The following is a 24,721-nucleotide window of genomic DNA, read 5'->3' on the forward strand; positions in this document are numbered from 1 at the left end:
CGAAACCCCGCGCCTGGCGGACGCGCCCGCCGCATCGGAATCGGACCAACCAAACTCGTACGTACCGAGCCCCGCAAGTTCGGGGCGGTCAAGCAGGACGTCGGACATATCTACCTCTTCTCCCAACCACGACAACCCGGATATCAGTCCGGTCATTCCAGGGAAGGCCTCCGGCCGGAGGGCAGACACGGGAACGCGTTGTGTGAGCGGCTACGTTGCGTACCTAAGATGTTCACAGACGACGGTGTGTTGCGCCACGGTTATGTCAACTGCGGTGTCGCCGCCCAGGAAACACCTAATTCTACAGGCTAGCCATGGGATTAGTAGTGCGGTCCGGCGTTTTCACACATCGCGCACGAGACAGGAAGCTGAACCGGTGAAACGTATTGCGGAGTGGTTGCCCACCAGGATCGACAGGCGTGTCCGGGTGATCGCGTGGGTCTACCTGGCCGCCCAGATTCTCCTGGTCGGCACGGGCGGGCTCGTGCGCCTGACGAGTAGCGGCCTCGGTTGCCCGACCTGGCCGAAATGCACCGCGGATTCCCTGGTCAACACACCCGAAATGGGCATCCACGGGTTCATCGAGTTCGGCAACCGTCTGCTGGGCGTCGCCCTGGGCCTGATCGCGATCGCGGCGTTCCTGGCCGTGGTGCGGTTGCGCCGTGAGCGGCCCGACCTGTTCCGGCTCGCACTGCTGGCCGGGCTCGGCATCCCGGCCCAGGCCGTCATCGGTGGGATCAGCGTTCTCGTGCAGCTGAACCCTTACGTGGTCGGCCTCCACTTCGTGATCTCCGTCGCCCTGGTCGTGCTCTGCACCGTGTTCGTGCACCGGGTCTACACCGGTCGTGTGCAGCGCACCCTCGCCGTGCCGCGCTGGTACCGTGCCGTCGCGTGGGTCACGAGCGCCTTCGTGCTCCTCACCATCCTGGTCGGGATCCTCACCACCGGCTCCGGCCCGCACGCGGGCGACGTGGACGCCCCGCGCACCGGCCTTGACCCGGAGTTCCTCCAGCACATCCACAGCTGGCCGGCCTACCTGACCGTGGCCTTCACCCTGGTGTTGATGGTCACCGGAGTGTCTCGCGGCCTGCAGACGCGAGGCTGGGCGATGCTGCTGCTGCTCGTCGAGGCCGTGCAGGTCGGGGTCGGCCTGATCCAGGCCAACACGGGACTGCCGGCCGGCCTGGTCGGCATCCATATGGTGCTGTCCTGCATCCTCGCGGCCGTGATGACCGCGCTCCTGTTGAATCTGAGCGCCCCCATCGACACCCGCACGGTCTCCCCCGGATCATCACCGGCCGACCTCGTCGCCAAACGGTAGTGCGCCGGAGGATTATGGGGCGCCCCATACTCCGGCCCAACCGCGGGTTGCCTATACTGGGGATGCTCGCCAATCACGGTGCATGCAGGCATGATCCACCGGAAATGGCCTCTGCTGCGAAACCATGATGACGCTGATGTCCACGGGCGCGCACACCAGCGGGTGCGGGTTCTCGACAACCTGCCCCCTTTGTATCCAGAAGGGTCAATACCAAGTGGCAGCATTGCAGTGGGATTCGATTGACAACAAGGCGGTCGACACCGCACGCCTGCTCGCGGCCGACGCCGTGGAGAAGGTCGGGAACGGGCATCCCGGCACGGCCATGAGCCTTGCCCCGGCCGCCTACCTCCTGTTCCAGAAGGTCATGCGCCGCGACCCGTCCGACAACGACTGGCTGGGCCGCGACCGGTTCGTCCTTTCCGTCGGTCACAGTTCCCTCACGCAGTACGTGCAGTTGTACCTGGGCGGCTATGGGCTCGAGCTCGACGATCTGAAGGCTCTGCGCACCTGGGGCTCCAAAACCCCCGGCCACCCGGAATACGGCCACACGGACGGGGTCGAGATCACGACCGGTCCCCTCGGACAGGGCCTCGCCTCCGCTGTCGGCTTCGCCTACGCGTCCCGCTTCGAACGCGGACTGTTCGACCCGGAGGCCGCCGCCGGCACGAGCCCCTTCGACCACTTCGTGTACGTGATCGCCGGCGACGGCGACCTGCAGGAAGGCATCACGAGCGAGGCTTCGTCCCTCGCCGGCCACCAGCAGCTCGGCAACCTGATCGCGATCTACGACAGCAACCAGATCTCGATCGAGGACGACACCAACATCGCGTTCACCGAGGATGTGGCCGCGCGTTATGACGCGTACCACTGGCACGTGCAGACGGTCGATTGGAAGAAGACGGGTGCCTACGTCGAAGACGTCGCCGCCCTCAACGACGCAATCGAGGCGGCCAAGGCCGTCACCGACAAGCCGTCCCTGATCATCCTGAAGACCATCATCGGCTGGCCCAGCCCGAAGAAGCAGAACACCGGAAAGATCCACGGTTCTGCTCTCGGCGCCGACGAGCTGGCCGCCGTCAAGACCGTGCTCGGTTTCGACCCGGCGCTGAACTTCGAGGTGTCCGACGAGGTCATCTCCCACACCCGCCAGGCGGTGGCGCGCGGCGCCGCGGTCCACGCGGAGTGGACCACCGCGTTCGACGCCTGGGCTGCCGCCAACCCGGAGCGGAAGGCGCTGCTCGACCGGGTTCTCGCCGGCGACCTGCCCGAGGGCGTCGACGCGGCGCTGCCCGTGTTCGAGGCCGACATCGAGGTCTCGACCCGTGCCGCTTCCGGCAAGGTGCTCACCGCCCTCGGCACCGTCATCCCCGAGCTCTGGGGCGGCTCCGCCGACCTCGCCGAATCGAACAACACGACCATCGGGGGCGCGGCGTCGTTCATTCCGAGCGAGCACTCCACCGGCGAGTGGACGGGCAACTCCTATGGCCGGGTGCTGCACTTCGGCATCCGCGAGCATGCCATGGCGGCCATCCTGAACGGCATCGTGCTGCACGGGAACACCCGCCCGTTCGGCGGAACGTTCCTGATTTTCAGCGACTACATGCGACCGGCCATCCGCCTGGCCGCCCTGATGAAGTCTCCCTCGATCTTCGTCTGGACCCATGACTCCGTCGCACTCGGCGAGGACGGCCCCACACACCAGCCGATCGAGCAGCTGGCGACCCTGCGCGCCATCCCGGGACTCGACGTTGTGCGACCCGGCGACGCCAACGAGGTTTCCTGGGCCTGGAAGACCATCCTCGAACGGCGCCAGGGACCGGCCGGGATCGTGCTGACCCGCCAGAACATTCCCGTGGTCCCGCGTGGCAACGGCGATGCCCACGGTGAGGTTTTCGCATCCGCGCGGAACGTCGCCCGGGGCGCCTACATCCTCGCCGAAGCGCCGGGAGGCACCCCCGACGTGATCCTGATCGGCACGGGTTCGGAGGTGCAGCTCGCCCTGGCCGCCCGTGAGCAGCTGCGGGTCGACGGCATCCACGCCCGTGTCGTGTCTGCTCCCAGCCTCGAGTGGTTCCAGGAGCAGCCCGCGGAGTACCGCGAAAGCGTGCTCCCCCGTGAGATCACGGCCCGGGTGTCGGTCGAGGCCGGCATCGCCCTGACCTGGACAAGCTACGTCGGCGACCGCGGCCGCAGCGTCTCGATCGAGCACTTCGGCGCCTCGGCCGACTACAAGACCCTGTTCCGCGAATTCGGAATCACCACCGAGGCCGTCGTCGCCGCAGCCAAGGAATCCCTCGCCGCCCACTGACTCAACGGTCGGCGGCACCACATTCGGAACAACCTGCACATTTTTTAGGAGATTAGAGACATGACAGAGAACACTCCCCTCGCCGAACTTTCCCTCGCCGGCGTCAGCATCTGGCTGGACGACCTGTCCCGCGAACGGATCGTTTCCGGCGGGCTGCAGAACCTGATCGACACGAAAAACGTCGTCGGCGTCACCACCAACCCGACGATCTTCGCGGGCGCCCTCAGTAAGGGTGAGGCGTACGCCGAGCAGGTGGCCGCCCTCGCGGCCGCCGGCACCAGTGTGCACGATGCCGTGTTCGAGATCACGACGGATGACGTCACCGCGGCCAGCGACATCTTCCGCCCGGTCTACGATCGCACCAACGGCGTCGACGGACGCGTCTCGATCGAGGTCGAGCCTGGCCTCGCCCACGACGCGGCCGGCACCATCGCGCAGGCCCAGGAACTGTGGGCGAAGGTCAACCGTCCCAACGCCATGATCAAGATCCCGGCCACCGTTGAAGGGCTAGACGCCATCACCGCGACGATCGCGCTCGGCATCAGCGTCAACGTCACCCTGATCTTCAGCCTCGAGCGGCACCGCCAGGTCATCAACGCGTACCTCTCCGGCCTGGAGAAGGCCAAGGCCGCCGGCATCGACCTGTCCACGATCCACTCCGTGGCATCGTTCTTCGTGTCGCGGGTGGACACGGAGATCAACGCACGCCTCGAGGCCATCGGCACCGACTCGGCCCTCGCGCTGAAGAGCAAGGCCGGCGTCGCGAACGCCCAACTCGCGTATCAGGTCTTCGAAGAAGCATTCTCGACCGAGCGTGCCCTCGGCCTGCTGAGCGCGGGCGCCAACAAGCAGCGCCCGCTGTGGGCCTCCACCGGCGTCAAGGACCCCACGCTTCCCGCCACCCTCTACGTGACCAACCTGGTTGCCCCCGAGGTCGTCAACACCATGCCGGAGAAGACCCTCGCGGCGACCCTCGACCACGGAATCATCCCCGCGAACTCGGTCACCGGCGCGTACGACGAGGCCAACCTCGTCCTCGACGCCCTCGCCAACGAAGGCATCTCCTACGCCGACGTCACCCAGGTGCTCGAGACCGAGGGCGTCTCCAAGTTCGTGGTGTCCTGGAACGAGCTGCTGGACACCGTGACCCAGGCGCTGGATGCCGCCAAGACCGCCACCCGAAACGGTGCCGACCGGTGAGCTTCCGCATCTCCGTCAGTGGCGCCGCGGCCGACGCCGTGCGCGCCACCGTCCCCACCCTCGTCGCCGACCTCGTCGCCTCCGGCATCACCGCGCTGGACCCCGCCCTGTGGGGCCCCGACGCGGAAGCCGAAGCCGCCAAACGGCTCGGCTGGACCGAGTCCGTCGCCGATTCCCGCCCGCTGATCCCCGAGATTCTGGCCCTGCGCGATTCGCTGCGCGCCGCCGGAGTCACCCGCATCGCCCTCGCCGGCATGGGCGGGTCTTCCCTCGCCCCCGAGGTCATCACGCGCACCGCCGGGGTTCCCTTGACGGTCCTGGACTCCACGGACCCCGGCCAGGTGCTCGCCGCCCTCGGCAATCACCTCGCCGAGACCGCTCTGGTCGTCTCGTCCAAGTCCGGTTCGACGGCGGAAACCGACAGCCAGCGCCGCGTGTTCGAGCGGGCCTTCCGTGAGGCCGGGATCGACCCGGTCGACCGGATCATCGTGGTGACCGACCCGGGCTCCCCGCTCGACGCGGATGCCCGCTCGGTCGGCTACCGGGTGTTCAACGCCGACCCCACCGTCGGCGGGCGCTTTTCCGTACTGACGGCATTCGGACTCGTTCCGTCCGGACTCGCCGGCGTGGACATCGCGGAGCTCCTCGATGAAGCCGAGTCCATCTCGCTCTCGCTCGCCATCGACAGCCCGAAAAACCCCGGACTCATCCTCGGCGCGGCCATCGCGGCGACGAACCCGCGCAAGGACAAGCTCGCCCTCGTGGCCGACGGCACCCACATCGTCGGGTTCCCGGACTGGGCCGAACAGCTCATCGCCGAGTCGACCGGCAAGCAGGGCACCGGAATCCTCCCCGTCGTCCTCGACCCCACCGCACCCGAACTGACCGAGAACCTGCCCGACGTGCAGATCCTGCGCCTCGTCGACGACGCCGGCCTTCACCTGTTCGCCGACCACGACGGACGGGGCGAGATCCGCGTCAGCGGCACCCTCGGCGCCCAGTTCCTGGTCTGGGAGTACGCGACCGTCGTCGCGGGCCGTCTGCTCGGCATCAACCCGTTCGATCAGCCGGATGTCGAAGCCGCCAAGATCGCGACCCGTGGACTTCTCGACTCCCGCCCCGAGCCCGCCCCGGCCGCTTTCATCTCGGACGGCATCGAGATCCGGGGCACAGCCCACGTCATCGGCGCCGCGAGCGACCTCGCGTCTGCCATCGATGCCCTGATCGAGGAGCTCGGCCCGGACGGGTTCATCTCCGTGCAGGCCTACGTGAACCGGCTGGAACTGCCGCAGCTCGCGCAGATCCGCAGCCTCCTGGCCGCGCTCTCGAAGCGTCCGGTGACATTCGGCTGGGGGCCCCGGTTCCTGCACTCCACCGGTCAGCTGCACAAGGGCGGCCAGACCACCGGCGTCTTCCTGCAGATCCTGACGACCCCCGAGGTGGACCTGGACATCCCGGAGCGCCCGTTCACCTTCGGCGAGCTCATCCAGGCCCAGGCCAGCGGCGACGCCAGCGTTCTTGCCGCACACGGCCGCCCGGTCCTGACGCTGACGCTGACCCAGCCGCAGAAGAACATCACAACCCTGTTCGACGCCCTGCGCTGACGATCCGGCGCCGACCCTTCCGGGGCCGGCGCCGTCATCGTTTCCGCCGGACGGACTCAGCGCCGCACCGCCTCACCGCCTCACCGCCTCACCGCCCCATCCTGAAGGAGCCGCATGCCCCCGGTGGAAATCACCCCGGAGTTCAATCCGCTGCGATCGCCGTCCGACCACCGTCTGAACCGGATTGCCGGGCCCAGCAGCCTCGTCATTTTCGGCGTCACCGGTGATCTGTCGCGGAAGAAACTCATGCCGGCGGTGTACGACCTGGCCAACCGAGGTCTCCTGCCTCCCGGCTTCGCTCTCGTCGGCTTCGCCCGGCGAGACTGGGACAACGAGGACTTCATGAAGGTGGTGCACGACTCCGTCAAGCAGTACGCGCGCACCGATTTCCACGAGGACGTCTGGGCACAGCTGGCCGAGGGAATCCGTTTCGTCCCCGGTTCCTTCGACGACGATGCCTCCTTCGAACTGCTGAAGGAGACCATCGCAGAACTGGACCGGGAGCGGGGCACGATGGGCAACCATGCGTTCTACCTCTCGATTCCGCCGAAGGCCTTTCCCCTCGTCACCGAGCAGCTCAGGCGGTCCGGGCTCGCCGAACAGAAGGACGGGCAGTGGCGCAGAGTCGTCATCGAGAAGCCGTTCGGCAGTGACCTGCAGACGGCGCGAAAGCTGAACGACGTCGTCGAGTCGGTCTTCTCCCCCGACTCCGTGTTTCGGATCGACCACTACCTGGGCAAGGAGACGGTGCAGAACATCCTTGCGCTGCGTTTCGCCAATCAGCTCTACGAGCCGATTTGGAACGCCAACTACGTCGACCACGTGCAGATCACCATGGCGGAGGACATCGGCGTGGGCGGCCGCGCCGGCTACTACGACGGCATCGGCGCCGCCCGAGACGTCATCCAGAACCACTTGCTCCAGCTCCTGGCCCTGACCGCGATGGAAGAGCCCATTTCGTTCGACGCGACGGACCTGCGCGCCGAGAAGGAAAAGGTACTGGCCTCCGTGCGGCTCCCGGACGACCTGGCCACCGGCACGGCTCGCGGCCAGTACGCGGGCGGGTGGCAGGGCGGCGAGAAGGTTCCCGGCTTCCTCGACGAGGATGGGATGGACCCCGAGTCCCTCACCGAGACGTATGCTGCGATCCGCTTGAGCATCGACACGCGTCGCTGGTCAGGGGTCCCCTTCTACCTGCGCGCGGGAAAGCGCCTCGGCCGCAGGGTCACCGAGATTGCCGTTGTCTTCAAACGCGCCCCCCAGCATCTCTTCGCCAAGGCCAACACGACTCCCCTCGGCGAGAACGCGCTGGTCATCCGGGTGCAGCCCGATGAGGGCGTCACCATCCGTTTCGGCTCCAAGGTGCCCGGCGTCGGCATGCAGGTGCGGGATGTGACCATGGACTTCGGCTATGGGCACGCCTTCACCGAGGCCAGCCCGGAAGCTTACGAACGTCTGATCCTGGATGTGCTCCTCGGCGATCCGCCCCTGTTCCCCCGGCACGAGGAGGTCGAACTGTCCTGGAAGATCCTCGACCCGATCGAGGAATTCTGGGCGACGCAGGGACAACCCGAGCAGTACCGGCCGGGAACCTGGGGTCCGTCCACCGCCGATGAACTTCTGGCCCGCGACGGCCGACACTGGAGACGCCCATGATCGTCGATCTGCCCAACACGACCACGTCCAAGATCTCAAAAGCCCTGGTCAGGATCCGCGAGGAGGGCGGCGCCGTCGCCCTCGGCCGCGTGTTGACGCTGATCATCGCGTCGACGATGGGTCACGAGGAAGAGGCGATCGAGGCGGCGAACGATGCCTCGAGGGAACACCCGATGCGGGTCATCGTGATGTCCACGCCCGAGTCCGACCCGACCGACCCGCACGCCTCCGCCCGGATCGATGCCGAAATCCGGGTCGGCGGTGACGCCGGGGCGAGCGAGGTGATCGTGCTTCGTGCCTACGGCGACGCCGCCAGCGACCAGGAAAGCCTGGTCACGGGGTTGCTCCTACCGGACGCCCCGGTCGTGGCCTGGTGGCCCGGTGTGGCCCCGGTCGTGCCCGCCGAGTCCCCGCTTGGGCGGATCGCCTACCGGCGCATCACGGACGCCTCCGCCCAGCCGGACCCGCAGGCGGCCCTGCACCACCTGTGCGCCTCGTACCGTCCCGGCGACACGGACTTCGCCTGGACCCGGTTGACCCTCTGGCGCGCCCAGCTCGCCGCCGTGCTCGACCAGCCCCCGTATCTGCCGGTCACGGCGGTGCGGGTGTCAGGCGCCGCCGACTCGCCGTCGACGACCCTGCTCGCCGCCTGGCTGTCGATGCAGCTCCAGGTCCCGGTGGACTACGAATTCACGACGGGACCGATGTCCCACGGCATCCGCTGCGTGCACCTGACGCGCTCGGCCGGCGTCATCTCCCTCGAACGCGAGGTCCCCGACATCGCGACGCTCACCCAGCCGGGTCAACCGGTTCAGGACCTCACCCTCAAACGTCGAAGCCTGCGGGACTGTCTCAGCGATGAGCTGCGCCGCCTGGATCCAGACGAACTGTATGGTGAAGTCATCACGCGCGGCCTACCGCACCTTGACGATGTGGTCGCAGAATTAACCGGAGGACGATCGTGACCAACGAACGACGAGTACTGGTGCACCCTAACCGGGCTGCCCTGGCGGCTTCGGTCGCCGCTAGATTCATCACCACCGCGGTTGACCTCCTGCACGAGCAGGGCGACCTCAACGTGGTCCTCACCGGGGGGTCCGTGGCCGTCGAAGTGCTGGAGGCCGTCAACGCCTCCGCGGCCCGCGACACCATCGACTGGGAGCAGGTGGCATTCTGGTGGGGCGACGAACGCTGGGTGCCCAAAAACCACCCCGAACGTAACGAGCTCCAGGCCCGCACGGCTCTGCTGGACCACATCGAGATTCCTGCTGGGAACATCCACCCCTTCGCCGCGTCGGACGAGGGACTCGACCTGGACGAGGCCGCCGCCAGCTACGCCGCCGAGCTGGAGTCCCACTCGATCGAAGGAACGGCCCTGCCGCGCTTCGACGTCACGTTCCTCGGTGTGGGCCCCGACGGCCACGTCGCGTCCCTGTTCCCGCATCAGGCCGGAATCCGGGAAAACGCCGCCAGCGTGATCGCGGTGCGCTCCTCGCCGAAACCCCCGGCGGAGCGCCTCAGCCTCACCCGACCGGCCCTCAACTCGTCGCGGTGCATCTGGATGGTCCTGGCCGGCCCGGACAAGGCCTCGGCCCTGGGCCTCGCCCTCGCGGGAGCCAGCCGGGATGAGGTCCCCGTGGCCGGGATCAAAGGTCGCCGGTACACGAACTTCTTCGTCGACCGTGAGGCCGCCGCGGAGGTTCCCGAGAACCTCACCGCGTCCTCCTTCTGACCGGGTCACGCCGAACAGGCACGAAAAAGGCCCCGACATCGTCGGGACCTTTTCTGGTTCGTGGTGACGTCAGGTCAGTTCGTGGCCGTCAGCTTTCCTCGGCGAACGCGAAGCTGCTGGAGTGCCTCCTCGAGCAGGGATTCCGCTTCCTCCTCCGTGCGCCGTTCCTTGACGTACGCGAGGTGGGTCTTATACGGCTCGAGCTTGACGACCGAGGGCGGGTTTTCCTTGTCGCGTCCGGCCGGCAGGCCGGAGGACGGGCAGTCGATGGTTTCGGGGATCTCGTCGTCGGGCAGATTGGCCGCGAAGTAGCGAACGGTCTCGTTGCCGAGGGCGTCCCAGTAGGACACCTTGATGCGGTCCGCGTGGAAACCGCGGTCCTGCTCGCCCATGGGGCCAGCTCCTACACGGGAGCCACGGATTGCGCTGCCACCAGATGCCATGTTGTTCCTCCGCTTGAAAAGGGCCTGAAGCCGATCGGCCGAATGAGCTGGTACTCGTCAAAACTGTGGAGCGGGCGTTACAGTCCCGCGTCGAATTTGGTGATCAACCCGAGGATCACGATGCAGGTTATCCAGAGCAGGGCGAGGATGACCGTGATGCGGTTGAGGTTGCGCTCCGCCACGCCTGAAGCCCCGAGGTTCGAGGTGACACCACCGCCGAACATGTCGGACAAGCCTCCACCGCGCCCCTTGTGCAGCAAAATGAGCATGGTGAGCAGCAGGCTCGTAATTCCGAGCAATACCTGCAGTACAACCTGGAGAATCTCCACGCGAAACCTTTCACAGTGCGGTGGCAGCAAAAGCCCCACCAAGATCAGTCATAATCATAGCCTGCATCACGAACCAACCCGCCGACCCCCGGAACGGGGGCCGACGGGTTGGTTCATTACCAGCGTCGGGGATGAACCCCTACAGGCCGACGTGCTTCTGGAACCGGACGATGCTCGAGAACTCGTCGATGTCCAGGCTGGCGCCGCCGACGAGCGCGCCGTCAACGTTGGGCTCGCGCATGTAACCCGCGATGTTGACGCCCTTCACCGAACCGCCATACAGGATGCGCGTCTTGTCGGCCACATCCTGACCGAGCGTTTCCTTGAGCACGAGACGCAACTGTGCCGCCACCTGCTCGGCCTGTTCAGGCGTTGCCGCCTGGCCGGAGCCGATCGCCCAAACGGGCTCGTAGGCGACGACGAAGTCGGCCGCGTCAGTGACACCGGACAGGGCCGCACGCAGCTGGGCAACCGGCACCGCACTCGGGCCGTGCAGTTCCAGGTCCGCGGCGGTCTCGCCGACGCAGATGATCGGAACCAAATTGTGCTTGAGCGCTGCCGAAACCTTGGCCGCGACCTGCTCGTCGGTCTCCGCGTGCAGCGTGCGCCGCTCGGAGTGCCCGATGAGCACGTACTTGCACTCAAGCTGGGCCAGGAACGCACCGGAGATCTCGCCGGTGTACGCGCCTGAATCGTGTGCCGACAGGTCCTGGGCGCCGAAGGCGATCGGGAGCTTGTCGGCGGACACCAGCGTCTGCACCGAGCGGAGGTCGGTGAACGGCGGGAAAACCGCCACCTCGACCGCTGCGACATCGTGCTTGGCGTCCTTCAGGTTCCAGGCGAGCTTTTGCACGAAGGCGATGGCCTGGAGGTGGTCCAGGTTCATCTTCCAGTTGCCTGCAATCAGCGGAGTACGCCGTGGGTGTTCGTTTACTGCCATCCGAGGACCTCCAGTCCTGGCAGGCGCTTACCCTCGAGGAACTCGAGGCTCGCGCCGCCGCCGGTAGAAATGTGACCGAACTGGTCATCGGTGAAGCCGAGGGTGCGCACCGCGGCGGCAGAGTCTCCGCCACCGACAACGCTCAAACCGTCGACCTCGGTCAGCGCGGCGGCAACCGTGCGGGTGCCCTCCGCGAACGGGGCCAGCTCGAACACGCCCATCGGGCCGTTCCAGAAGACCGTCTTGGACGCCCGGATGATGTCAGCGAATGCCGCTGCCGTCTCCGGCCCGATGTCCAGGCCGAGACCTGAGGCTCCGAAGGTGGTGTCTTCGATGCCGCTGGCCGGGGTGACTGCGATTTCCGCGTCGGCCCCGAACTTCGAGGCGACGACGACGTCCGTCGGGACCACGATCTTCACGCCCAGGCGCTCAGCCTCCTGAAGGTAACCGCGAACGGTTTCGATCTGGTCGGCTTCGAGCAGGCTTGCGCCGACCTTGTGACCCTGGGCTGCGAGGAAGGTGTAGGCCATGCCGCCGCCGATGAGCAGCGAATTGACGCGGGGCAGCAGGTGCCCGATGACGCCCAGCTTGTCCGAGACCTTCGAGCCGCCCAGGACCACCGCGTACGGAGCCTCGGGCTTCTCGGTGAGGCGGTCGAGGACTTCGAGCTCCGCGGCGATCAGGAGGCCGGCCGCGCTGGGAAGAATCCCCGCGAGGTCGAACACGCTGGCCTGCTTGCGGTGCACGACGCCGAAGCCGTCGGACACGAGCACATCGCCCAGAGCGGAAAGCTCCGTGGCGAACGCGCCGCGCTCGGCGTCATCCTTCGCGGTCTCCCCCGCGTTGAAGCGGAGGTTCTCGAGAACGACGACCTCCCCGTCGGCGAGGGCGGCCACGGCGGCCTGAGCCGAAGCACCGACCGTGTCCGTGGCGAAGGCCACGTCCGCGCCCAGCAGTTCGGCGAGTCGGACCGCCACCGGGGCCAGGCTGTACCTGGCTTCCGGGGCGCCCTTGGGGCGTCCGAGGTGCGAAACGATCACAACTCGGGCACCCTGCTCACGCAGAGCCTTGATGGTCGGCAGGGACGCCCGCACGCGGCCATCATCCGTGATCTCGCCGTCTTTCAACGGCACGTTGAGGTCACAACGGACGATGACGCGCTTTCCGCTGAGCTGTCCCAGTGATTCGATAGTACGCAGCGTCACTGCGGACCCCGTTAGAGGCTCTTGGCGACGAGCGCGGTGAGGTCAACCATGCGGTTGGAGTAGCCCCACTCGTTGTCGTACCAGGAGGACAGCTTGACCTGGTCGCCGATGACGCGCAGCAGGCCGGCATCGAAGATGGAGGAGTGCGGGTCGGTGACGATGTCGCTGGAGACGATTTCATCTTCCGTGTACATCAGGATTCCCTTGAGGGGGCCCTCGGCGGCAGCCTTGTACGCAGCCTTGATGGCCTCGACCGTGACCGGACGCTCAGCAATGACGGTGAGGTCGGTGATGGAACCGGTGGGAACCGGAACGCGTAAAGCGAAGCCGTCAAGCTTGCCCTTGAGCTCGGGGAGGACGATGCCCAGGGCCTTGGCGGCACCGGTCGACGTCGGGATGATGTTCACGGCTGCGGCACGGGCGCGACGCAGGTCGGAGTGCGGGCCGTCCTGCAGGTTCTGGTCGGCGGTGTACGCGTGGATGGTCGTCATCAGGCCGGACTTGATGCCGAAGTTGTCGTTGAAGACCTTGGCGAGCGGCGCGAGGCAGTTCGTGGTGCACGACGCGTTGGAGATGATGTCGAACTTGGCCGGGTCGTAGTCCTGCTCGTTGACGCCCATGACGATCGTGGCCGCGTCGCCTGTGGCGGGAGCGGAGACGATGACCTTCTTGGCGCCGGCGGTGATGTGCTTGCGCGCGTCCTCGGCCTTGGTGAAGCGACCGGTCGACTCGATCACGATGTCGACGCCCAGGGCGCCCCAGGGAAGGTTGGCCGGGTCGCGCTCGGCGAGGACCTTAATCGGCTTGCCGTCGACGATGATCGAGTCACCCTCAACGGAAACGGTGGCGTTCAGGCGACCGGTGATGGAGTCATATTTAAGGAGGTGAGCCAGCGTCTTCGTGTCGGTGAGGTCGTTCACAGCGACGATCTCGATGTCGCTGCCCTGGGCGAGGTCAGCGCGAAGATAATTGCGGCCAATGCGGCCGAATCCGTTAATACCAATCTTTACAGACACAGATGACTCCTAATATTTGTGCGCCGGAGCGCGTTTTGATGGTTGAAACGGGACGGGCTGCGGGCCCCCGGAGGGGCCCGGCTCCTCTAGGAGAGGAGCAGCAGTCCGTTGGTCTTTTCGCGTGCCACGGAGAAGCGCTCCTGGACGTTCGCCCAGTTGACGATGTTCCAGAAGGCCTTCACGTAATCGGCACGAACGTTGCGGTAATCGAGGTAGTACGCGTGCTCCCAGACGTCCAGCATCAGCACCGGGATGGTGCCGGCGGCGAAGTTCGCCTGCTGGTCGAAGAACTGCTGGATGATCAGTCGCTGGCCGATGGAGTCCCAGGCGAGCACCGCCCAGCCGGAGCCCTGCACACCGAGCGCCACCGCGGCGAAGTGCGCGCGGAACTTGTCGAACGAGCCGAAGTTGTCGTCGATGGCGCCGGCCAGCTCGCCAGTGGGCTTGTCGCCACCGTCCGGGGAGAGGTTCGTCCAGAAGATCGAGTGGTTGACGTGACCGCCGAGGTTGAACGCAAGGTCCTTCTCGAGCTTGTTCACGTAGGTGAGGTCGCCGGCGTCGCGGGCCTCGGCCAGCTGTGCAAGGGCCGTGTTAGCCCCGGTCACGTACGCCTGGTGGTGCTTGCCGTGGTGCAGTTCCATGATGGTGCCGCTGATGCTCGGCGCGAGGGCCGAGTAGTCGTAGGCCAAAGCCGGAAGTGTGTATTCAGCCAATGTGCATCTCCTCTGTAGTGGACGACGCGAAATGCGCCGCTACCAGTTCGTGAGCAACTATTTCAGTCTACTCAGGATGGGGTGGACCTGTGACGGGGATGTGGGAAAGCTGGACGCCGCTAGACGTCGTCGAGGTCGGCGGGCAGGTTGGCGTCGGTGCCGGGGATCCCCTGGTCTGCGGCTTTCTTGTCGGCCATGGCCAGCAGCCGGCGGATGCGGCCAGCGACGGCATCCTTCGTCATCGGCGGGTCCGCGTGGTGACCGAGCTCGTCGAGGCTGGAGTCCCGGAAGGAGAGGCGCAGGTCGCCCGCGTAGCGCAGGTGTTCCGGAATGTCCTCGCCGAGGATCTCCATGGCCCGCTGCACCCGGGCGCACGCAGCAACGGCGGCCTGGGCGGAGCGCCGCAGGTTGGCGTCATCGAAGTTGACCAGGCGGTTGGCGGTCGCTCGCACCTCGCGGCGCTGGCGGAGGGCCTCCCAGTTGAGCACCGTCTCCTGCGCGCCCATGTGCACGAGCATCGCGCCGATCGCGTCGCCGTCACGGATCACGACGCGGTGCACGCCGCGCACCTCGCGGGCCTTCGCGGCCACGCCGAGGCGTCCGGCGGCGCCCACCAGAGCCATGGCGGACTCGTTCCCCGGGCAGGTGACCTCCAGCGCTGCGGAGCGCCCCGGATCGGTGAGCGACCCGTTGGCCAGGAAGGCGCCGCGCCAGACGGCGGCGATTTCCTCCCGGGACCCGGTGGTGAGGCGGTTCGGCAACCCGCGGATGGGGCGTCGCCTGGCATCGAGCAGACCCGTCTGCCGCGCGAGGGTCTCGCCTCCCTCGAGCACGCGAACGAGGAAGTGGCTATTGCGGCGCAGGCCGGAGGCGTCGATCACGGAAACGTCGCTGCGCACGCCGTACAGTTCGGCCAGGTCCTTCCGCACCCGGCGGGCCAGCAGTGCGGTGTCGAGCTCGGATTCGATCGCGATCCGGCTGGAGATCATGTGCAGGCCCCCGGAAAACCGGAGGATCGTCGCCAATTCCGCGGCGCGCACCGTGGTCTTTGAAACTTCAACGCGAGCAAGCTCGTCTTTAACGTCGGCGGTGAGTGCCAATCGCTTGTCCATTCTGTCGTCCTGGCCCAGGGTTCTGGACGTTGTGTTCGTACTGGCCGGTGTCGGCGTCTGCTTGACGCAGGCATCGATGGCCGTGGCTATTCTCGGCCGAGGTCGCGATTCTTGAGGCTGACGGCGACGCCGGGGAAGTCTTTGATCAGAGCCGCGATTTCAGCGGCCATGGCAACCGAGCGGTGCTTGCCGCCCGTGCAGCCGACGGCGATGGTGGCGTGACGCTTGTTCTCCCGCTGGTACCCCGCGAGCACCGGTTCGAGGGCGGCGGCGTAGTGCGCGATGAACTCCCGTGCGCCGGTCTGTTCGAGCACGAAGTCCCGCACCTCGGCGTCCTGCCCGTTGTGCGCCCGGAGCTCGGGGATCCAGAACGGGTTCGGCAGGAAGCGGACATCGGCCACCATGTCGACGTCGGTGGGGAGACCGTACTTGAAACCAAAGCTCATCAGGGTCACGTGCACCCCGGCGGCGTCCGCGGCCGCGAAGCGTTCGGTGATGGTCGTGGCGAGCTGGTGGATGTTCAGGTCGGACGTGTCGATCACGAGGTCGCACGACTCGCGCACGGCGCTGAGCTTGGACCGCTCGGCCGAGATGCCGTCGAGGATGGTGCCGTCGGCCTGCAGCGGATGCGGCCGCCGCACGGATTCGAAGCGGCGCACGAGCACGTCGTCCCGCGCCTCGAGGAAGATGACCCGCACCTGGGCGCTCTTGCGCAGCGAGTGCACGATCTCCTGGAAGTCGGTGAAGAAGTCGCGCCCGCGGATGTCGACCACGGCGGCGATCTTCGGCAGGCTCGTGCCGGCGCGGCCGACGAGTTCGACGAGCGGGCGCAGCATCTGCGGCGGCAGATTGTCGACCACGTACCAGCCGAGGTCTTCCAAGGCATTTGCGACGGTCGAGCGACCTGCCCCGGACATGCCCGTCACGATAAGCATTTCCTGCCTGTCGTTCTCCGTTGTCATTCTGAACTGCGCCTTCGGTTGGATGTGGCCTGAGTGACCAGCCTACCGATCAGCAGAGCGCTTCAGGAGCGCAAATGCTCGTGGATGGCTGTCGCCAGCACCGGTCCGATGCCCCGGACCTCGGAGATGGCGTCCGCCGGGGCCTCCTTGAGACGCGCGACGGAGCCGAAATGCTGCAGCAGCACCTTCACCCGGGCGGGACCGAGCCCGGGGATCTCCCCCAGCACCGTGTTGATGTCGCGCTTGCGCCTGGTGCGCTGGTGCACGATCGCGAACCGGTGGGCCTCGTCGCGGATGCGCTGGATCAGGAACAGTGCATCGCTGTTGCGGGGCAGGATCACGGGATAGTCGGAGTCGGGCAGCCAGATCTCCTCGAGCCGCTTGGCGATGCCGCAGAGCTGGATGCCCGTGACGCCGGATTCGCGCAGGGCCCGGGCCGCCGCGGCCACCTGGGGCTGGCCTCCGTCGACGATCAGGAGGTTCGGCTGGTACCTGAATTTCTTGCGCTTCCCCGAGGCGTCGCCGACCGGGGCATCCGTCGTCGCAGTCTCGGCGTCGGGCCCCCCCTCCTCGGGCACCAGGTATGCCAGGCGGCGAGTGAGGGTGCGGTAGATGGAGTCGGTGTCATCGGTCGACTCCGGGATGCTAAACCGGCGGTATTCGTCGGTGCGCGGCAGGCCGTCCTCGAACACGACCATCGACGCGACGATGTTGGTGCCGCTCAGGTGGGAGACGTCGTAGCACTCCATGCGCAGGGGGGCCGAGGGCATCTCCAGCGCCTCCTGGATGTCTTCCAGCGCCTTGGACCGGGCGACGAAGTCGGAGCTTCTGCGGGTCTTGTAGAGCATCAGGGCGTGCTTGGCGTTCTGCGTGGCGGTCGCGAGCAGGGCCGCCTTCTCCCCCCGCTGGGCCGCGACAAGCCTGACCTTGCGCTTGGCCAGGCCGGCCAGCCAGATCTCCAGCGCCTCGGCGTCGTCGGGCAGGAGCGGCACCACGATTTCCCGCGGCGGCACGGCACCCCCGCCGTAGGCCGTCTGCATGACCGAGTCGATCAGTTCACCCGTCGACACGTCGAGCTCCTTGTCGACCATCCAGCCGCGCACACCACGGATGCGCCCGCCCCGGACGATGAACAGCTGCACCGCGGCAGCCAGCTCGTCCTCTTCGATGGCGAAGAGGTCGATGTCGACGCTGTCCCGCAGCACGACGGCGCTCTTCTCCAGCACGGCGTTGAGGGCCAGGACCTGGTCCCGGCGCTTCGCGGCGACCTCGTAGTTCTGGTGCGCCGCGGCATCCTTCATCTCCGCGGTCAGCGTGTTGATCAGCTTTCGATCCTGGCTACCCATGAAACTGACGAACTGGTTCACGATAACCCGGTGTTCCTCGATGGTCACCTTGCCGGAACAGGGACCGAAGCAGCGGCCGATCTGGCCCGCGAAGCACGGCTTGCCCGACTGCATGGCGCGCTTGTAGTTGGAGTTGTTGCAGGTGCGGATCGGGAAGGCCTTGAGCATGAGCTCGATGGTCTCGTGCACGGCCCAAACCTTCGGATACGGACCGAAATACCGGGCCCTGCGGATGCCCGTGGTGCGGGTGACAAGGGCGCGCGGGGCCTCGTCGGCGAGGGTGACGGCGAGGTAGGGGTAGGACTTGTCGTCCTTGAACTTCACGTTGAACGGCGGGTCGAACTCGTTGATCCACGTCCATTCGAGCTGGAGCGCCTCGACCTCGGTGCCGACGACGGTCCATTCGACCGAGGTGGCAGTGGTGACCATGCGCCGGGTGCGCTCGTGCAGGCTGCTGAGCGGGGCGAAATAGTTCGCGAGACGGGCCCGCAGGCTGTTGGCCTTGCCGACGTAGAGCACCCGTCCGGTTTCGTCGCGAAACCGGTAGACCCCCGGGCTCGTGGGGATTTCTCCGGTCTTGGGCCGGTAGCTCAGCGCGTCGGACATGGTATCCCTGCTCGCGCCTACTGCGCTGCCAGGACCTCCTTGAGGAACGTGCCGGTGTGGCTCTTCTTCACGGTGGCGATGTGCTCCGGCGTCCCCGTGGCGAGCACGAGGCCGCCGCCGGAACCGCCCTCGGGGCCCAGGTCGATCACCCAGTCCGCGCACTTGATCACGTCGAGGTTGTGCTCGATCACGATCACCGTGTTGCCTTTGTCGACGAGGCTGTTCAGCACGAGCAGCAGCTTGCGCACATCTTCGAAGTGCAGGCCGGTCGTCGGCTCGTCGAGCACGTACACGCTGCGGCCGTTGGAGCGCCGCTGCAGCTCGGTGGCGAGTTTGACCCGCTGGGCCTCGCCGCCGGAGAGCGTGGTCGCGCTCTGGCCGAGCCGCACGTAGCCGAGCCCCACCTCGACGAGGGTCTTCAGGAAGCGGTGGATCGCGGAGATCGGTTCGAAAAAGTCGGCGGCCTCGCTGATGGGCATGTCCAGCACCTCGGCGATGCTCTTGCCCTTGTAATGCACGGTGAGGGTGTCTCGGTTGTACCGGGATCCCCCGCAGACCTCGCAGGCCACGTAGACGTCCGGCAGGAAGTTCATCTCGATCTTGATCGTGCCGTCGCCGGAGCAGGCCTCGCAGCGGCCGCCCTTGACGTTGAAGCTGAACCGGCCGGGCAGGTACCCGCGCGCCTTCGCCTCGACGGTCTCGGAGAACAGGGTGCGGATCTTGTCGAACACGCCGGTATAGGTCGCCGGGTTCGAGCGCGGGGTGCGCCCGATCGGCGCCTGGTCGACGTGGATGACCTTGTCGAGGTGGTCGAGTCCAGTGACGCGGGTGTGGCGCCCGGGAAGCTTGCGGGCGCCGTTGAGCCGGTTGGCCAGGACGCGGTACAGGATGTCGTTCACCAGCGACGACTTGCCCGATCCGCTGACCCCGGTGACCGCGGTGAAGGTACCGAGCGGGAAGCTGACGGTCACCTTCCTGAGGTTGTTCGCCTCCGCGCCGACGACCGTGATCTCCCGGGCGGGGTCGATCTCCCGCCGGGTCGTGGGCGTGGGGATCGATTTGCGGCCGGCCAGGTAGTCGCCGGTCAGAGACGCGGTGTTCGTGAGCAGGTCGGCGTACGAGCCGGAGTGCACGACATGCCCGCCGTTGACGCCGGCCCCGGGGCCGATGTCGACGATCCAGTCCGCCGTCTTGATGGTGTCCTCGTCGTGCTCGACCACGATCAGGGTGTTGCCGAGGTCGCGCAGCGTGACGAGGGTCTCGATCAGGCGCCGGTTGTCGCGCTGGTGCAGGCCGATGCTCGGCTCGTCCAGCACATAGAGCACGCCGGTGAGTCCGGAGCCGATCTGGGTCGCCAGCCGGATGCGCTGGGCTTCGCCGCCGGAGAGGGTCGCCGCGGCGCGGGCCAGGTTGAGGTAGTTCAGGCCGACCCGGATCAGGAAGTCCAGGCGTGCCTTGATCTCCCGCAGGACCTGGGCCGCAATGACCGCCTCCCGGTCGGTGAGCTCGAGCTTGTTCATGAAGACTCGCGCGTCACTGAGGCTGAGGTTGCAGACATCCGCGATGCTCGCGTCGTGCACGAGCACCGCGAGCACCTCGGGCTTGAGCCGGGTGCCGGCGCAGACGGGGCAGTCGACCTCGCGCAGGTACTCGCCCCAGCGTGCCCGCTGCGTGTCGGACTCGGCCTGGAGGTACTGGCGCTCGATGTAGGGGACGACACCCTCGAAGCCGGAGGTGTAGCTCATCTCCCGGCCGTAGCGGTTCTTCCACTTCACCTTGACCTCGAAGTTGTCGCCGCGGAGCACGGCGTTCTGCACCTCCTCGGGGAGGTCGCCCCAGGGGGTGTCGAGGGAGAAGTCCAGGTCGCGGGCGAGGCCGTCGAGGAGCTTCTCGTAGTACTGGAACAGGCCCTTGCCCTGGGTGGTCCAGGGCAGGACCACGCCTTCCGCGATGCTCAGTTGCGGATCACCGAGGAGGAGGTCGGCATCGACCGACATGCGCGTGCCGAGACCGGAGCATTCGGGGCAGGCGCCGAACGGGGCGTTGAATGAGAAGGTGCGGGGTTCGATCTCGGTCAGCTGCACGGGGTGGTTGTTGGGGCAGGAGAGCTTCTCCGAGTAGCTCTGCCAGGCCTCGTCGCCCTCGAGGTCGACGTAGTTGATCTGCACGATTCCGTCGGTCAGTTTGAGCGCGGTCTCAAGGGAGTCCGTGAGCCGGCTGAGCAGCTCGGGTGCGGCGACCAGCCGGTCGATCACCACGGAGATGTCGTGCTTGACCTGCTTCTTCAGGGTGGGCGGCTCGCTGAGCTGAATCTGGGTGCCGTCGACGATGGCCCGGGAATAGCCGCCGGCCGCGAGTTCCTTGAACAGGTCGACGAATTCGCCCTTCTTCTGCGAGACCACGGGGCTGAGTACCTGGTACCGCACGCCCGTCTCGAGCTCCATCAGCTGGTCGGCGATCTGCTGCACGGACTGCGCCTGGATGACCTCACCGCAGACCGCGCAGTGCGGAATGCCGATGCGCGCCCAGAGCAGCCGCATGTAGTCGTAGACCTCGGTGATGGTGCCCACGGTCGAGCGCGGGTTGCGGTTGGTCGACTTCTGATCGATTGAGACGGCCGGGCTCAGGCCCTCGATGAAATCGACGTCGGGTCGGTCCACCTGCCCCAGGAACTGGCGCGCGTAGGCGGAGAGCGACTCAACGTATCGCCGCTGGCCCTCCGCGAAGATGGTGTCGAACGCGAGGGAGGACTTGCCGGAGCCGGACAGCCCGGTGAACACGACAAGCGAATCCCGAGGGATCTCCAGGTCGACGTTGTGCAGGTTGTGCACACGCGCACCGCGGACGTTGAGTTTTGACCCGGACTCTACCTTGGAAATTGACACTTTTCGAGTCTATGCAGTGCGCCGACACTGATACACCCAGAACAACGCTCTGAGCGAACACGTGTTCGAATTTTTGTTCGGAAGCCGGTCAGATGTGGCCGGCCTTCTCCATCTGACGCAGCTCACGCTTGAGCTCGGAGACCTCGTCGCGCAGCCGGGCCGCGAGTTCGAACTTGAGTTCCCCGGCCGCCTCGAGCATCTGGCCGTTCAGGTCGGCGATGATGGATTCGAGGTCGTTGGCGCCGTTCGCGGCCAGTCCCTGCCGGCGCGGGGTCGCAGCGACGCTTTTCCGGCGCGCGTCGCGGCCGGCCAGGAGCTCGGCCGTGTCGGCTTCCTCCCTCGCCAGAACCTCGGTGATATCCGCGATGCGCTTGCGGAGCGGGGTGGGGTCGATGCCGTGCAGCGTGTTGTAGGCGACCTGTTTCTCGCGGCGACGATCGGTTTCGTCGATGGCACGCTCCATCGAGGCCGTGAGCCGGTCGGCATACATGTGCACCTCGCCGGAGACGTTGCGGGCCGCGCGCCCGATGGTCTGGATGAGAGACGTCGCCGACCGGAGGAAACCCTCCTTGTCGGCGTCGAGGATGGCGACCAGCGACACCTCGGGAAGGTCGAGCCCTTCCCGGAGCAGGTTGATGCCGACGAGAACGTCGTAGACACCGGCCCTGAGCTCGGTCAGGAGCTCGACCCGGCGCAGGGTGTCGACGTCGGAGTGGAGGTACCGCACCCGGACACCGGCCTCGGTCAGGAAGTCGGTGAGTTCTTCCGCCATCTTCTTCGTCAGAGTGGTGACCAGGACGCGCTCGTTCCGTTCGACACGCTTGTGGATCTCCTCGAGCAGGTCGTCGATCTGGCCCTTGCTCGGCTTCACGACGATCTGCGGGTCGATCAGCCCGGTCGGGCGGATGATCTGCTCCACGACACCGTCGGCGATGCCCATCTCGTACTTTCCCGGCGTCGCGGACAGGTAGACGGTCTGGCCGACCCGTCCCTTGAATTCGGAGAATTTGAGCGGCCGGTTGTCCAGGGCGCTCGGCAGGCGGAATCCGTGTTCGACGAGGGTGCGCTTGCGGGACGAGTCGCCCTCGTACATGGCGCCGATCTGCGGCACCGTCACGTGGGACTCGTCGATGACCATCAGGAAATCGTCGGGGAAGTAGTCCAGGAGGCAGTGCGGGGCCTCCCCCGGGGCCCGGGCGTCGATGTGCCGGGAATAGTTCTCGATCCCGGAGCAGAAGCCGATCTGTTCCATCATCTCGAGGTCGAAGGTCGTGCGCATGCGGAGGCGCTGGGCTTCGAGCAACTTGCCTTCACGTTCGAGCTGTTCCAGCCGCTCGGCGAGTTCTTCCTGAATGGTGACGATCGCGCGCTGCATGACATCCGTGCTCGCCACGTAGTGCGACCCGGGGAAGACGGACACCGACTCGAGTTTCCTCACGATGTCGCCGGTGAGCGGATGCAGGCTGTACAGCGCTTCGATCTCGTCGCCGAACATCTCGATCCGGATCGCGAGCTCTTCGTACATCGGAATGATCTCGATGGTGTCGCCGCGCACCCTGAAATGCCCCCGGGAGAAGTCGACGTCGTTGCGTTGGTACTGCATCGCCACGAACTTGCGGATCAGCCAGTCCCGGTTGATCTGCTGGCCGACCTGCAGGGCGACCATCGCCTGAAGGTAGCCCTCGGGCGTGCCGAGACCGTAGATGCACGACACGGTGGACACGACGATGACGTCCCGCCGGCTGAGCAGGGAGTTAGTGGTGGAGTGCCGCAGCCGCTCGACCTCGGCGTTGATCGAGGAGTCCTTCTCGATGAAGGTGTCGGTCTGGGGCACGTAGGCCTCGGGCTGGTAGTAGTCGTAGTAGGACACGAAGTATTCGACAGCGTTATTGGGCATCAGCTCGCGGAACTCGTTCACGAGCTGAGCTGCCAGGGTCTTGTTGTGGGCCAGGACCAGGGTCGGGCGCTGCACCTGCTCGATCAGCCAGGCGGTGGTCGCGGATTTGCCGGTTCCGGTGGCGCCGAGCAGCACGATGTCGGTCTCCCCGGCATTGATCCGGCCGGCCAGTTCGGCGATCGCGGTGGGCTGGTCGCCGCTCGGTGTGTACTCGCTGACCACCTCGAACGGATGCACTGAGCGCGTGGGTTCCATGATCTCTAGTCTAAGGAGCAGCCCTGACAGTACGGTCTTCGCGTCCGGCGTGAATCTGTTCCCAGAGCAGGTCTACCTGCTCGAGAGTCTGCTCGAGGGTGCCTCCGGTCTCGAGGACCACGTCGGCGATTGCGAGCCGCTCGGCGTCGCTGGCCTGCGAGCGGATCCTGCGTTCCGCCTCACCGGCATCCATCGCGCGCAGATCCACCATGCGGCGCACCCGGGTCTCCTCGTCGGCCTGGGTGACCACGACCAGGTCGAACGGATGGTCGACGGCGGCTTCCACGAGCAGGGGCACGTCGTAGACGACGACTGCCTCCGGGTCGGCTCGTTCTGCCTCCCTGATGCGCGCGTTGGACATCGCCCGCACCGCCGGGTGCACGATCGCGTTGAGGCGGCTGAGCGCATCCGGGTCGGCGAAGACCAGTGCGCCCAGGGCCGCTCGATCCAGGGCGCCCTCGGCATTGAGTACCCCCGGGCCGAAGGCATCGGCGATCTGCGCGAGGGCCGGGGTGCCCGGTCCGACCGCGAGCCTCGCCAGATGGTCGGCGTCGATATGCACGGCGCCGTGCTGCACGAGTTGGCGCGCCACAGTGCTCTTTCCGGATGCGATCCCGCCGGTCAGTCCAATCAAGTACACGCCTGTAATGCTAACGGCCCGTGCTCATCCGCACCTTTGTCAGCGGGGGGGGGCGGGCAGTCCACCGTCGTTGCCGACACGGATGGCGTCGGCAATGCCGACGGTGACGGTAATCCGGCCGGCCAGGCCCGCAGTGCGGCCGATATGTTGATTCGGGCTCTTCCCACGAACGAACGCTGTCGCACATTGCGCGCCTGGGCGCGAACTTTTTTCTGCCGGGGCATGCGGAACAAAGTTCTACCAGACGGTCGCCGCGGCCCGCCATTCACTCGTCATGTGCGCGGTTGGTCCGGCTTACGGGACAGCGGATGACCCCACGCGCGACGGCAGAATGTCGTCAGCAGAGTCCGAGCCGGTGGCACTTGGGAAACGCAAAGACGATCTTGTACTTGTGTCTATTGGATAGACGTTGGTCATCCTCGTAGAGGGCACTGGTGCTGGACTGTCCGGTTACGTCCCCGTGAGTGGTGTGATTTCCCGCTCTTGAGCGTTGCTTCGTCAACGTGAGGAGCCACCGTGGGATGGTCAGTGAGTACCGATCAAAGAACTCA

19 protein-coding genes are annotated in these 24,721 nt (G+C 66.6%); 7 read left to right on the plus strand and 12 right to left on the minus strand.

Translation table 11 applies throughout. The features are described from left to right. The first annotated feature begins 376 nt into the window (after positions 1-376). From E3T42_RS00335 to pgl, 7 genes are all read left to right on the plus strand, one after another. Positions 377-1,321: a heme A synthase gene (locus E3T42_RS00335; protein ID WP_134366625.1), complete on the plus strand. Its 945-nt coding sequence runs from the start codon at positions 377-379 to the stop codon at positions 1,319-1,321. Positions 1,322-1,535: 214 nt separating this feature from the next. Next, on the plus strand, positions 1,536-3,629 hold the full coding sequence (tkt, locus tag E3T42_RS00340; protein ID WP_134402244.1) for a transketolase: 2,094 nt from the start codon (positions 1,536-1,538) through the stop codon (positions 3,627-3,629). 60 nt (positions 3,630-3,689) lie between these two features. Then, positions 3,690-4,829 (plus strand): transaldolase, encoded by a 1,140-nt coding sequence (gene tal, locus E3T42_RS00345; protein ID WP_134366627.1) that lies wholly within the window; start codon positions 3,690-3,692, stop codon positions 4,827-4,829. Then, the gene (locus E3T42_RS00350; RefSeq protein WP_134402245.1) at positions 4,826-6,433 is read left to right on the plus strand and encodes a glucose-6-phosphate isomerase; all 1,608 of its coding nucleotides are present in this window, start codon (positions 4,826-4,828) and stop codon (positions 6,431-6,433) included. The genes tal and E3T42_RS00350 overlap by 4 nt, the downstream gene beginning before the upstream one ends. Positions 6,434-6,547: 114 nt before the next feature. Then, positions 6,548-8,089: a glucose-6-phosphate dehydrogenase gene (zwf, locus tag E3T42_RS00355; RefSeq protein WP_134366629.1), complete on the plus strand. Its 1,542-nt coding sequence runs from the start codon at positions 6,548-6,550 to the stop codon at positions 8,087-8,089. Then, the gene (locus tag E3T42_RS00360) at positions 8,086-9,054 is read left to right on the plus strand and encodes a glucose-6-phosphate dehydrogenase assembly protein OpcA (protein WP_134366630.1); all 969 of its coding nucleotides are present in this window, start codon (positions 8,086-8,088) and stop codon (positions 9,052-9,054) included. Before zwf ends, E3T42_RS00360 begins: the two co-directional genes overlap by 4 nt. After that, positions 9,051-9,821 (plus strand): 6-phosphogluconolactonase, encoded by a 771-nt coding sequence (pgl, locus tag E3T42_RS00365; protein ID WP_134366631.1) that lies wholly within the window; start codon positions 9,051-9,053, stop codon positions 9,819-9,821. The genes E3T42_RS00360 and pgl overlap by 4 nt, the downstream gene beginning before the upstream one ends. Before the next feature lie 74 nt (positions 9,822-9,895). Here pgl and E3T42_RS00370 read toward each other — a convergent pair whose 3' ends face one another. The 12 genes from E3T42_RS00370 to coaE all read right to left on the minus strand — a co-directional run bounded on the left by E3T42_RS00370 (position 9,896) and on the right by coaE (position 24,170). Then, positions 9,896-10,264, minus strand: a complete 369-nt coding sequence (locus E3T42_RS00370) for an RNA polymerase-binding protein RbpA (protein WP_134366632.1) — start codon at positions 10,262-10,264, stop codon at positions 9,896-9,898. 77 nt (positions 10,265-10,341) lie between these two features. Next, positions 10,342-10,593, minus strand: coding sequence for a preprotein translocase subunit SecG (gene secG / locus E3T42_RS00375; protein WP_134366633.1), 252 nt, complete (start codon positions 10,591-10,593; stop codon positions 10,342-10,344). Positions 10,594-10,732: 139 nt separating this feature from the next. Further along, a complete protein-coding gene (gene tpiA, locus E3T42_RS00380) occupies positions 10,733-11,533 on the minus strand; it encodes a triose-phosphate isomerase (RefSeq protein ID WP_134366634.1) in 801 nt (266 codons plus the stop codon). Continuing rightward, the gene (gene pgk, locus E3T42_RS00385; protein ID WP_134366635.1) at positions 11,524-12,738 is read right to left on the minus strand and encodes a phosphoglycerate kinase; all 1,215 of its coding nucleotides are present in this window, start codon (positions 12,736-12,738) and stop codon (positions 11,524-11,526) included. The genes tpiA and pgk overlap by 10 nt, the downstream gene beginning before the upstream one ends. An 11-nt stretch (positions 12,739-12,749) precedes the next feature. Continuing rightward, complete coding sequence (gap, locus tag E3T42_RS00390) at positions 12,750-13,754, minus strand: type I glyceraldehyde-3-phosphate dehydrogenase (protein WP_134402246.1); 1,005 nt, start codon at positions 13,752-13,754, stop codon at positions 12,750-12,752. 86 nt (positions 13,755-13,840) lie between these two features. Further along, the gene (locus E3T42_RS00395; RefSeq protein ID WP_134366637.1) at positions 13,841-14,467 is read right to left on the minus strand and encodes a superoxide dismutase; all 627 of its coding nucleotides are present in this window, start codon (positions 14,465-14,467) and stop codon (positions 13,841-13,843) included. Positions 14,468-14,586: 119 nt separating this feature from the next. Continuing rightward, positions 14,587-15,567, minus strand: a complete 981-nt coding sequence (gene whiA, locus E3T42_RS00400) for a DNA-binding protein WhiA (protein WP_134366752.1) — start codon at positions 15,565-15,567, stop codon at positions 14,587-14,589. A gap of 98 nt (positions 15,568-15,665) precedes the next feature. Continuing rightward, complete coding sequence (gene rapZ / locus E3T42_RS00405) at positions 15,666-16,541, minus strand: RNase adapter RapZ (protein WP_134366638.1); 876 nt, start codon at positions 16,539-16,541, stop codon at positions 15,666-15,668. Between the two features lie 62 nt (positions 16,542-16,603). Continuing rightward, positions 16,604-18,493, minus strand: coding sequence for an excinuclease ABC subunit UvrC (gene uvrC, locus E3T42_RS00410; RefSeq protein WP_134402247.1), 1,890 nt, complete (start codon positions 18,491-18,493; stop codon positions 16,604-16,606). Between the two features lie 17 nt (positions 18,494-18,510). Further along, complete coding sequence (uvrA, locus tag E3T42_RS00415) at positions 18,511-21,378, minus strand: excinuclease ABC subunit UvrA (protein WP_134402248.1); 2,868 nt, start codon at positions 21,376-21,378, stop codon at positions 18,511-18,513. An 88-nt stretch (positions 21,379-21,466) separates the two neighbouring features. Beyond that, positions 21,467-23,530, minus strand: coding sequence for an excinuclease ABC subunit UvrB (gene uvrB, locus E3T42_RS00420; protein WP_134366641.1), 2,064 nt, complete (start codon positions 23,528-23,530; stop codon positions 21,467-21,469). Between the two features lie 10 nt (positions 23,531-23,540). Then, entirely contained in the window at positions 23,541-24,170 is a 630-nt protein-coding gene (gene coaE / locus E3T42_RS00425; protein ID WP_134366642.1) for a dephospho-CoA kinase, read from the minus strand. Positions 24,171-24,721 lie beyond the last annotated feature (551 nt).

Source organism: Cryobacterium sp. TMT4-10, from assembly GCF_004403275.1.
Classification (GTDB): domain Bacteria; phylum Actinomycetota; class Actinomycetes; order Actinomycetales; family Microbacteriaceae; genus Cryobacterium; species Cryobacterium shii.

Coding starts and splice junctions, on each gene's coding strand:
- rapZ (WP_134366638.1), bottom strand. CDS start 16,541: ATGACAACGGAGAACGACAGGCAGGAAATGCTTATCGTGACGGGCATG.
- tpiA (WP_134366634.1), bottom strand. CDS start 11,533: ATGGCAGTAAACGAACACCCACGGCGTACTCCGCTGATTGCAGGCAAC.
- E3T42_RS00370 (WP_134366632.1), bottom strand. CDS start 10,264: ATGGCATCTGGTGGCAGCGCAATCCGTGGCTCCCGTGTAGGAGCTGGC.
- tal (WP_134366627.1), top strand. CDS start 3,690: ATGACAGAGAACACTCCCCTCGCCGAACTTTCCCTCGCCGGCGTCAGC.
- zwf (WP_134366629.1), top strand. CDS start 6,548: ATGCCCCCGGTGGAAATCACCCCGGAGTTCAATCCGCTGCGATCGCCG.
- uvrC (WP_134402247.1), bottom strand. CDS start 18,493: ATGTCCGACGCGCTGAGCTACCGGCCCAAGACCGGAGAAATCCCCACG.
- E3T42_RS00360 (WP_134366630.1), top strand. CDS start 8,086: ATGATCGTCGATCTGCCCAACACGACCACGTCCAAGATCTCAAAAGCC.
- uvrB (WP_134366641.1), bottom strand. CDS start 23,530: ATGGAACCCACGCGCTCAGTGCATCCGTTCGAGGTGGTCAGCGAGTAC.